Raw genomic sequence first — 10298 nt, 5'->3', positions numbered from 1 at the left:
GCGGGCCGAGCCCGGCGGCGGGTGCCGCCGAGCTCGGCCCGCGCCGGGCGGGGCGGCCCGGGGTGCCTTGTTCACCAGGTGATGAGCGGCATAAGCTGGTGCATGAGGAACACCAAGCATCCTGCGGTCACCATCAGCAGGATGGTTCCGCGGACGGTGTGGCTCCAGCTGGCCATGCCAAGCCGCACCGTCCGCGCCGTCTCAACGACAGCCTGCGACCACATAGGTCATCACCTCCTCTCCAGGTAGCGGATCCAGTTCGGGCAGAGCCTCGGTGGTCGGCGTCGCCGCGCTTGCGCCGGGGCCCGGTTCGGGGGTGTGCCGGTCGAGGAGCCGGATGTCGGCGAGGTCCTTGGCGCGTCCCAGCCGCCGCTTGTAGGCCCGGACGTCGTCGAGGCGCGCGAACCGGATCCCCTCGAAGATCTCGGCGTCGTCGATGAGCGCGTCGACCCCGGCGTCGGTGTCGGCGGGCGGCAGGAACCAGTGCCGGGAGACGTGGATGCACTCACCGGGCAGCTCGTACATCCGCGCGCCCGTGACGTCGCCGCTGACGGGACGGCCCAGCCGCGCCGCCGCGCGCCAGGCGGCGCCGCGCGCGACGATGTCGAGCTCGTCGACCGTCCGCAGGCCGCGGACGAGCAGCGGCCCGCTGCCGTGGACGACGTAGTCGTCGCGGGGGAACCCGAACGACAGCAACAGCTTGATCAACGGATGGTCGGACACCCTGCCGGACATCGCGCGCTCCCTCCACCGCCGCTACGCGGTCATGTTTCCCGTGGCGATCGCCGACAGGCGATCGAGGTCGATGAGGGTCAGCCGCTGCCGGCCCGTACGGATGAGGTCCTGGTCCTTGAACATGCGCAGGACCTTCTTGACGGAGTCGATCCGGGCCCCGGCCAGGGACGCGAGCTCCTGCTGGCTGATCGAGACGTCGACGCCGTCGTCCAGGTGCCGCGCGAGCCCGGCCTCGACGAGGTCGAGGAGCGCGGCGGCGAGCCGCCGCTCGACGGAGAACTCGGTGTCCTTGATCTTCTGGGTGGCCTGGTCGAGGCGCTCGTCGGTCGCGGCGCACAGCGCGATCGCGGCCCGCGGGTGGGAGTCGAGGAAGTCCAGCCACTGCGCGGCGGAGATCCACAGGACCACCACGTCCGTGGCCGCCTCGACCGTCGCCGAACGGGGCGTGCCGCGGATCGGGGCCATCTCGCCCACGACCTCCCCGGCCCGGCGCAGCGCCACGGTCCGCGAGGGCTGCCCCACCTTGATCTTCAGGACGCCCTTCTCGATCAGCATGACGAAGTCGGTCCGCTCGCCCTCGTTCATGAACACGGTCCCGGCCGGCCGCTCGATCAGCTGCCCGGCCAGTTTCAAAGCGTCGTGTTCAGCTTCGATGAGGAGGGGATCGCCCACCGTGTAGCGCTGCGTCGACATGTCGTTGAGTGTAATAGTGCACTTAACGAAGTTGCAAGCGCCTTCGCCCAAGTGTGCGCCTACTTCTGCGCACGTGCCGCACCCCCCACCGCCTCCGGAGCGATGGCCGCGAACGGGGGAACGGCAACCGGACGCCCCAGGTCAGGGCGTCCGGAAGCCGATGTTCGCGGGTGTCAGGCGCGCCGGGCGGGCAGGCCGAGTTCGTCCGCCAGCGCCTCCAGCAACTCGACCTGTCGCTGCGCGGAGACGCCCAGGAGCGCCGTCGCGACGTGCACCTCGTCGGCGCCGACGGCGACGGCCCGATCGAGGTCCGCCACCGTCGCGGCGGTGAAGTCCCCGACCGAGACGTCCGTGCCGGGCGGGACGGGGATGACGTTGACCACCACACTGCCGGTGCCGCCCGCCGCCCGGTACCAGCCGACCTGCGTCCGGGTGTCGTCCCAGTTCACGGCGACGGTGACGAACCCGTCGCCGATCCGCGCGGCCCGTTCGATCGCGGGGCGGGCGGTCGCGCCGAACCGCAGCGGGATCCGGTCGCCCCACGCTTCGGCCCCACCTTGGCCGCCGGGACGCGGTAGTGCTCGCCGTGGAACTCGACCGGGTCGGGCCCCCAGCAGGCGCGCATCGCCGCGACGTGCTCGGCGAACCCGGCGCCGCGCCGCTCGGGCGGGACGCCCGCCGCGACGAACTCCTCGGGGAGGTAGTGCGGCGGGAGCCGGGTGCCGCCGCCCTGCCCGATGCCGACGTCCAGCCGTCCGCGCGACAGCCGGTCGAGCGTCGCCAGGCGGCGGGCCAGCGCGACCGGCGACTCGAAGATCGAGTTCAGCACGCCGGTGCCGACCCGGATCCGCCGGGTGTGCGCCGCGGCCCAGGTCAGCACCTCCAGGGCGTCCCACGGGGCGTCGTCGGGCAGCCCGGCGTCGTTCGTCCAGTGCGGCCCCACGGGGATGAGCAGCCGGTCGGACACCGAGACGGCGTGGAACCCGAGCCGCTCGGCGGCCCGGGCCACGGTGACGACGGCGTCCGGTCCGGCGTGCGGGCCGAAGTGCTGAAGCTTGACTTCCTCCCCTCCCTGAAGGGAGAGGATTCCTACGGCTCGCGCCGCGGGTGTTTCTGCTTCTGTGCCGTCGGCGGCCGAGGAACCCCCGGCCGTCTTACGTCGGCTCCACAGACATCGCCGGGGGACAGACGCCCGGCTGCGGCACGACCGGCCGCAAGGATGTTTTTGGCCGCGTTGACGTCCCGGTCGTGGCGGGTGCGGCAGCCCGGGCACGTCCAGCACCGGGCGGAAAGACTCAAGTGTTCCAGGACGTGCCCGCAGCACGAGCACGTCTTGGAGGAAGGCGTCCAGCGGTCGATCACGATCAGGGTGCGTCCGGCGCGTTCGGCCTTGTATTCGAGCATGCGGCGGAACTCGCCCCACCCGCAATCGGAGATCGCCCGCGCCAAGGCCCGGTTGCGCGCCATGTTCGAGACGGCGAGGTCTTCGATCACGATCGTGTCGGCCTCACGGACCAGGTTCGTGCTGGTGCGGTGCAGGAAATCCCGTCGGGCGTCGCGGACCTTGCGGTGGGCGCGGGCGACCTTGCTCTTGGCTTTGCGGCGGTTGGCCGAGCCGGGCTGCTTGCGGGCCATGCGCCGCTGGTACCGGGCCAGATTCCGCTGCTTCTTGTCCAGATGCCGGGGGTTGGGGATGCGCCGCCCGTCGGAGGTCACCGCGAAATCCTTGATCCCCAGATCGATCCCGATGGCGTACCCGACCGGCGGCGCGGGGGCGGGGGCGTCGGTGTCGATGCTGAAGGTGAGGTACCAGCGGCCGTCGGGCTCGCGGGAGACCACCACCATGGTCGGGTCCAGCCCGGCCACGTCCACATCATCGAACGACCACACGAACGCGAGCGGCGCGGTGGTCTTGGCCAGCCGCAGCTCGCCGTTGCGCATGCGGAACGCCGAGCGGGTGTAGTGCGCGGTCTGGCGGCCGGTGCGGCTCTTGAATCTGGGATACTTCGCGCGCCCGGCGAAGAAGTTGGCGAACGCGGTGTGCTGGTGCCGCAGCGCCTGCTGCAACGGCACGCTCGACACCTCCGACAAAAACGCCAGATCCTGCGTTTTCTTCCACTCCGTTAGTGCAGCGTCGGTCTCCTTGTAGGAGGTGCGTTTTCCCTCGGTGCGGTGGGCGTGGGTGCGTTCGGCGAGGGTTTTGTTCCACACCAGCCGCACGCACCCGAACGTGCGGCCCAGCATGGCCGCCTGTTCGGGGTCCGGGTATGCCCGGCACCGATACGCCGTCCTCACACTCTGTGAATTTACGTGTTCATGGGGTTGTCTTGCGGGTGTTCTGAAGGTTTCTTCGGGTGTTCCGGGGGTGCGGGAGTGGCCCGGCTTTGCCGGGACACTCCTGACGGAGTCCGGATTCCTCCCCGGCCTGAAGGCCGGGGCATCCTCCGGAAGAGCAGGTGACGCCCATGCGCGGCAGGTTCATCCGCGTGTCCTCCTGTGCTCGTCCGGCGGGCCCGCGAACACGGGCCCACAAGTGGATCGGAGCCGCCGCCGCGTTCTCGACGTCTGGACGTCCGGCCCGCGGCGGGTGCAGGATCGTGCCCGACGATGTCCTGCCCGCACCCCGCATGACCGCAGAACGCGAGGTCTTCCATGTCGGCAACCGACGACGCGACCGCCACTTTCCACGAGTTCGACCGCGACGGGGACGGCTACATCACGCGCGAGGAGTTCGTGCTCGCCATGAACGCGAAGGGCGAGCAGGTCACCGTCGCCGACCTCGACTCGATCTTCAACGCCGCCGACACCCGCGACGGCGACGCCGACGACCGCATCTCCTTCGCGGAGTTCCTCGTGGCCTGGAACGCCTGACCGACCCACCGGCTACTCTCCCCGGGACTTCGAGGGGAGACGAACGGCATGGGGTGCACACCGGAACTCGTCACGGCCCACTCCGTCGACGTACCGGACGAGGAGGCGGCGCGGGCCGTCGCGGCGTTCATGGTCGAACGCGGGTACACGACGGTCCGCGTGTTTCCACAGGCTGTGGACGGCTGGACGGCCACCGGGCTCGACGAAGGGCCGTACCCCGACGACGACGACCGCTGGTGGCGCGCGGTCGAGGCACGGGCCGTCGAGGCCGCGGCCGGGGAGTTCGGCGGCGGCGTGCGGCGCTCGCTCGCGCACGCCGAGACGGCCCGCGCGGTCTTCCCGGGCGGGGAGACCGTCGCGGAGCGGGCGGCCGACGAGGTCCGGGGCGCGCGGCTCGCGGCGTTCGCGGAGGAGCCCGCACGCGCGTCCGAACCCGGGATCGTCCATCGGCTCGACGAGTTCGGGCGGACGGGCGAACTCGGCGAACCGGTCGTCCTGGAGGGCCTGGACGACGTCGACTGGGCCTCGCTGACCACCGCGTACGGGACCGGTGAGGACGTCCCCGACCTCCTGCTGCGGATGGCGGCCAACGACGAAGGCTGGGACGAGGCCGTCGACGTCTACTTCACCGATGTCGTCCACCAAGGCACCTGCTATCCCTGGACGGCGCCCACGGTCGGGTTCTTCGTCCAGATGGCGCGCGCGCCGCAGCTCGTCTCCGCCTACCGCAAAGAGCTGCTGTTCTACCTGCTCTACATGGCCACGCTGGATCCCGGCCCGGCGTGCGGGGAGTACGGCGGGCATGCGGGCCCGGCGACGCTCACCTCCCGGGCGGTCCTGGAGCACCTGCCGGAGCTGCTGGCCCGCTGGCCGGACGCACCGCCGGGCGAGCGGGCCCTGCTGATCGCCCTGGCCGCGTTCTCCCCGGACACCGCCGACCGCCTCCCCGAGTTCCGGACGTTCCGGGACGAGGTGGACGGCCCGAGTCCAGCGCTCGACCTCGCCCTCGCGCTCGCGTCCGGCGACGAGGACGCCGCGATCGGCGTCGCGTTCGATGCCGCCGCCTGGGACGAGGAGGTCGCGGAGCGCCTGTTGGACGACGAGCCGCCGCGGGCCCGTCACCTGTTCGTGTTGCGCCATCTCGCCGAACGTGAATTCGCTCCCGACTGACCCCTCGCGAGTCGAGATATATCGGGTTAGGCTCCGGGCATGAGCGGAAGCCTGGAGCCCGACGTGCGGGCGTCGCACGATGATCGTGAGCTGGCGGTGGAGCGGCTGCGGGTGGCGGCCGGGGACGGCCGGCTAGGGCCCGCCGACCTGGACGAACGTGTCGAGCTGGCGCTCACCGCGACGACGACCGGGCAGCTGCGGGAGGTGCTGCGCGATCTTCCGGCGCCGGTCGAGGACGAGCTGGGCCTGCAGGCGAAGCACGGCAACGTCGAGCGGTCCGGGGTGTGGACGCTGCCGCGGCGGCTGCGGGTCGACGTCCGGGCGGGCAACGCGACGATCGACCTGACGCGCGCGGTGGCGGTCCATGCGGAGCTGGACGTCGCGGTGGCGGTCGCGCACGGGAACGTGCGGATCATCGCACCGCCGCACGTGGAGGTCGAGGTGGGGAGCGTGTCGGTGCACGGCGGGAACGTCCGGCAGCGGCGGAGCGCGGTCGAGGGCGTGCCCGTGCGGCTGCGGGTCCGGGTGGCGGGCGAGGTGAAGCACGGCAACCTGACGGTCGCGGCGCCGCGCCGGCCGCGCCGGTCGTTCTGGCGGTGGCTGCTCCGCAGGGGCTGAGCGCCTTCGGGTAGGTGCGGTGGCATGGTTATTGCGAAAGGTTTGCAATACTGTGCTCCATGTTGAAACGTCCGGTTATGGCCATGCTGGCCGTGGTCCTCGCCGCCGCGCTCGCGTCCGCCTGCGGGCAGGGCGGCACGCCCGAGTCCGGGACGGACGGCGTGTTCACCTACGCCGTCGGGGACGAGCCGGAGACGTTCAACCCCGGCTTGCAGGACGGGCACACCGACCCCGTCACCGAGCTGGTGTTCCGCGGCCTGACCGGGCACGACGCGAACAACAAGGTCGTCCCGGCCCTCGCGGAGTCGTGGGAGGTGTCGGAGGACGGCAAGACGTACACGTTCAAGCTCCGCGAGGGCGTGACGTGGCACGACGGGAAGCCGTTCACCTCGGACGACGTCCGGTTCACGATCGAGTCCGTGCGGGACGCGGGCGCCGATTCGCCGCTGTCGCGCAACTTCACGATGGTGAAGGAGATCGCGACGCCCGACGCGCGGACCGTCCGGCTGGAGCTGGACGAGCCGTTCGCGCCGATGCTCGGTGCCCTGGCGATGGGGATGCTGCCGAAGCACGTCCTGGCCGGCAAGGAGCTGACGGACGCCGAGTTCGCGCGGCACCCGATCGGGACCGGCCCGTTCAAGCTCGACACCTACAAGCACGGGCAGTACGCGGAGCTGTCGGGGTTCGGCGGGTACTACGAGGGCGCGCCGGGCCTGAAGAAGATCGTGATCAAGTACGTGCCGGACGACTCCGCGCGGCTCATCCAGCTGAACGGCGGCGAGGTCGACGGCGCGCACGTCCGGCCGAAGCAGGCCGAGCAGGTGCAGGACCACCGGCTGGAGGTCTACCCGACGGCGGACTACCGGGCGATCGGCTTCAACATGAAGAAGCCGGTCTTCGCCGACAAGCGGGTGCGTAAGGCGATGAACTACGCGATCGACCGCAAGGCGATCGTCGACAGCGTCGTCATGGGCTACGGCGCCCCCGCGAAGGGCCCGCTCGACACGAGCGAGTACGCCGCCGCCGACGGCTTCACGTTCGACGCCGCCCGCGTCGCGTCCCTGATGGAGGACGCCGGGTACGCGAAGAACGGCGACGGACTGTGGGCGAAGGACGGCAAGACCGTGGCGTTCGAGCTGACGACGTTCGCCGAGGACTCCCTCCGCGTGGCCATGCTGAACGTCGCCGCGACGCAGTTGAAGAAGCAGGGCTTCGACGTGAAGCCCAACCCGCGGTCGGCCGACTGGGTGCGCAAGCACTGGGGCGACCTGGACGCGGCCGTGGTCGGCTGGGGTACCCCGTTCGACCCGGACTCGTCGGTGTACGGGGTGTTCCACACCGACGAGGCGATCGCCGGCGGCGGTTCCAACCTCGGCACCTACAGCAACGAGGAAGCGGACAAGGCGCTGGACAAGGGCCGGTCCACGCTCGACGCGGCCGAGCGCAAGACCGCCTACACCGACTTCCAGAGCGCGCTCCAGGACGACCCCCCGTTCGCGTGGATCGCGTACCTGAAGACCATCAACGCCGTCCCGGAAAACCTGACCGGACCCCAGCAGCGCACTCTGGGGCACCACGGTTACGGCTTCTTCTGGAACGCGCAGACCTGGCGCTACGAGTAGATGGTCCTGCGGATCGCCCGGCGGGCGGCGTCGGCCGTGCTGGTCGTCGCCGCCCTGTCGGCGGTGTGTTTCGGGCTGCTGGACGCCGCGCCCGGCGACCCGGCGGCGTCGGTCCTGGAGGCGCGGTCGGGCGGACGGCCGCCGAGCCCGGCGGCGGTCGCGGAGCTGCGCGCGGAGATGGGCCTGGACGACCCGGTGCACGTCCGGTACGTCCGGTGGGTGTCGGACGCGCTGCACGGCGACCTCGGCACGTCGTACATGTCCGGAACGCCGGTGACGGAGGTGCTCGGCGACACCGTGCCGTGGACGCTGCTGCTCGCCGCCGCCGCGACCGTCCTCAGCTTCTCGGCCGCCCTCGCCGTCGGGCTCGTCGCGGCGCTGACCCGCCGCGCGTGGCTGCGGCGCGGCATCGACCTGCTCCTGTTCGTGATGGGCGGGATGCCCGGGTTCGTGGTCGCACTCCTGCTCCTGTACGTGTTCGCGGCGTCCACGCAGCTGATGCCGTCCGGAGGTGTGAGCCGACCGGGTGGGGACGTCACCGCGTACGGACTGCTCGCGCACCTGACGCTGCCCGCGTGCGCGCTCGCGTTCGGGCACCATTTCGGGATCTATGTCCGGCTCGTGGAGAACGGTGTCGGACGGCTCCGGGACGCGCCGCACGTGCAGAACGCGCGCGTCCGCGGGGTGCCGCGCCGGACGGTCGTGACGCGCCACCTGATGCGTCCGGGGCTCGTCCCGTTCACCGCGCGGCTCGGCGTGGGCGTCGGGACGCTCGTCGCGGGCGTCTACGCCACCGAGGTGATCTTCTCGTGGCCCGGCATGGGACGCGAGGCGATCGAGGCCGCGCGCGCCCAGGACTACCCGCTGCTGGTCTCGATCGTGCTGGTCACCGGGCTGCTGGTGGTCGCCGCGAACCTGCTCGCCGAGCTGATCGTCGCGGCCCTCGACCCGCGCGCCCGGCGCGGCGGCACGTCCTCCGCCCCGGTCAAGGAGGCGCACGTTGTCGGCTGAGCGACGAGCGCGCCCCGCAAGCCGCGCGCCCCGCGCGGGCTGCTCGCGATCCGGTTCCGTCCGCGGCGGCCCGCCCTGGCCGCCGGCGGTCGCGGTGCTCGCCGCGCTCGGCCTCGCCGCCGTGCTCGCGCCCTGGCTGACCCCGCTCGACCCGGTCGCGACCGACACGTCCGCGACGTCCCTGCCGCCCGGATCGTCCGGTCACCTGCTCGGCACCGACCAGCTCGGCCGCGACCTGCTCACCCGGATGCTCTACGGGGCGCGGACGTCGCTGCTGGTCGGGCTGACCGCCGCCGCGATCACCGTCACCCGGGATGCTGCTCGGCGGGCTCGCCGCCGTCGCGCCCCGCTGGCTGGACGCGCTGATCGCCCGCACCGCCGACGTCCTGCTGTCGCTGCCGCTGCTGGTGATCGTGCTCGCGTTCGCCGCGGTGGCCGGGCCGTCGCTCGGCACGGTGATCGTCGCGATCGCCGTGTCGAGCTGGATGCCGGTCGCCCTGATCGTCCGCGCCGAGCTGCGCGGCCGCCGCGAGCGGCTCTACGTGCGCGCCGCGTACGGGCTCGGGCTGTCGCGGTGGCAGGTGCTGCGGCGGCACCTGCTGCCGGGCGCGCTGCCGCCCGTCGCGTCCATCGCCGCATTCGAGGTCGGGCACGCGATCCTCGCCGAGTCGACGCTCAGCTTCCTCGGCCTCGGCGTCCCGCCGAACAACCCGAGCTGGGGCAATCTGCTCACCGAGGCGCAGTCCCACCTGCTGACCGGCGCCTGGTACACGGTCGCGATCCCGGCGGCGGCCGTCGTCGTCACGATCATCGCGGTCAACGTCGTCGCCGGTGCGATCGCCGGCCCGTCCGACGAAGGCGGTTCATGGTGAAATCCGCAGGACCGACCGGTCTGACCGTCGAGGGCCTCACGGTCGACGTGCCCGGACGCCGCGTCGTGCGGGGGCTCGACCTCGACGTTCCCGCCGGGCGCGTGCTCGCGCTCGTCGGGCCGTCCGGCAGCGGCAAGACCCTCGCCGCCCGCGCGATCGCCGGGCTCCGGCCGCACGGCGGGACGGTCCGGGTGGACGGCCGCGCGCCCGTGCGGGGACGCGACGTCGGCTACGCGTTCCAGGACGCGCTCGCCTCCCTGAACCCGACCGTCACCGTCCGCCGGCACCTCACCGAGACCGTCCGGGCGCACGGCACCGGCGACCCGGGCGCCGCCCTCGCCCGCTTCGGCCTCGACCCGTCGCTCGCCGCCGCGTACCCGTTCGAGCTGTCGGGCGGGCAGGCGCAGCGGGTCGCGCTGGCGCTCGCGACCGTGCACGAACCGCCCGTCCTGATCGCCGACGAGGTCACCACGGCGCTCGACCCGGTCGCGCAGGCCGCCGTCCTCGACCTCGTCCGCGCGCAGTCCCGCGACCGGTCGGTCCTGCTCATCACCCACGACCTGGCCGCCGCCGCCCGGTGGGCCGACGACATCGCCGTCATGCGCGACGGCCGCGTCGTCGAGCGGGGGCCCGCCGCGCGGATCCTCACCGACCCCCGCACCGACCTGGCCCGCGACCTTCGCGCCGCGCGCGTCCGCCGCGATCG

At 72.4% G+C, this 10298-nt stretch carries 12 protein-coding genes; 7 read left to right on the top strand and 5 right to left on the bottom strand.

The genetic code is table 11. From position 1 onward, the window contains the following. Positions 1 to 201 precede the first annotated feature (201 nt). From BJF79_RS22090 to BJF79_RS22075, 5 genes are all read right to left on the bottom strand, one after another. Positions 202 to 735 (bottom strand): hypothetical protein, encoded by a 534-nt coding sequence (locus BJF79_RS22090; protein WP_075900121.1) that lies wholly within the window; start codon positions 733 to 735, stop codon positions 202 to 204. Positions 736 to 756: 21 nt separating this feature from the next. After that, a complete protein-coding gene (locus tag BJF79_RS22085) occupies positions 757 to 1428 on the bottom strand; it encodes a Crp/Fnr family transcriptional regulator (protein ID WP_075900119.1) in 672 nt (223 codons plus the stop codon). A gap of 173 nt (positions 1429 to 1601) precedes the next feature. After that, positions 1602 to 1877: a hypothetical protein gene (locus BJF79_RS61070; RefSeq protein WP_262402398.1), complete on the bottom strand. Its 276-nt coding sequence runs from the start codon at positions 1875 to 1877 to the stop codon at positions 1602 to 1604. Continuing rightward, positions 1874 to 2437: an LLM class flavin-dependent oxidoreductase gene (locus BJF79_RS61065; RefSeq protein ID WP_262402397.1), complete on the bottom strand. Its 564-nt coding sequence runs from the start codon at positions 2435 to 2437 to the stop codon at positions 1874 to 1876. Before BJF79_RS61065 ends, BJF79_RS61070 begins: the two co-directional genes overlap by 4 nt. An 80-nt stretch (positions 2438 to 2517) precedes the next feature. Next, a complete protein-coding gene (locus BJF79_RS22075) occupies positions 2518 to 3723 on the bottom strand; it encodes an RNA-guided endonuclease InsQ/TnpB family protein (protein WP_075900117.1) in 1206 nt (401 codons plus the stop codon). Between the two features lie 357 nt (positions 3724 to 4080). Here BJF79_RS22075 and BJF79_RS22070 point away from each other — a divergent pair, with 357 nt between their 5' ends. The 7 genes from BJF79_RS22070 to BJF79_RS22040 all read left to right on the top strand — a co-directional run. Beyond that, positions 4081 to 4299, top strand: a complete 219-nt coding sequence (locus BJF79_RS22070; RefSeq protein WP_075900115.1) for an EF-hand domain-containing protein — start codon at positions 4081 to 4083, stop codon at positions 4297 to 4299. 48 nt (positions 4300 to 4347) lie between these two features. Further along, positions 4348 to 5469, top strand: coding sequence for a hypothetical protein (locus tag BJF79_RS22065; protein WP_075900113.1), 1122 nt, complete (start codon positions 4348 to 4350; stop codon positions 5467 to 5469). Between the two features lie 39 nt (positions 5470 to 5508). Next, on the top strand, positions 5509 to 6087 hold the full coding sequence (locus BJF79_RS22060) for a DUF1707 domain-containing protein (RefSeq protein WP_075900111.1): 579 nt from the start codon (positions 5509 to 5511) through the stop codon (positions 6085 to 6087). A 77-nt stretch (positions 6088 to 6164) separates the two neighbouring features. Then, positions 6165 to 7709 (top strand): ABC transporter substrate-binding protein, encoded by a 1545-nt coding sequence (locus tag BJF79_RS22055; RefSeq protein ID WP_262402396.1) that lies wholly within the window; start codon positions 6165 to 6167, stop codon positions 7707 to 7709. After that, complete coding sequence (locus BJF79_RS22050; RefSeq protein WP_075900109.1) at positions 7710 to 8720, top strand: ABC transporter permease; 1011 nt, start codon at positions 7710 to 7712, stop codon at positions 8718 to 8720. A gap of 314 nt (positions 8721 to 9034) precedes the next feature. Then, the gene (locus BJF79_RS61060) at positions 9035 to 9592 is read left to right on the top strand and encodes an ABC transporter permease (RefSeq protein ID WP_262402395.1); all 558 of its coding nucleotides are present in this window, start codon (positions 9035 to 9037) and stop codon (positions 9590 to 9592) included. Beyond that, positions 9586 to 10298 (top strand): dipeptide/oligopeptide/nickel ABC transporter ATP-binding protein (locus tag BJF79_RS22040; protein WP_075900107.1); only part of this gene is annotated, 713 nt, incomplete at its 3' end. The genes BJF79_RS61060 and BJF79_RS22040, both read left to right, overlap by 7 nt.

Source organism: Actinomadura sp. CNU-125, assembly GCF_001942465.1.
In the GTDB taxonomy this organism is placed as follows: Bacteria; Actinomycetota; Actinomycetes; order Streptosporangiales; family Streptosporangiaceae; genus Spirillospora.
The sequence above is the reverse complement of the archived record's forward strand: the minus strand, read 5'-3'. Positions and strand labels throughout refer to the sequence as shown.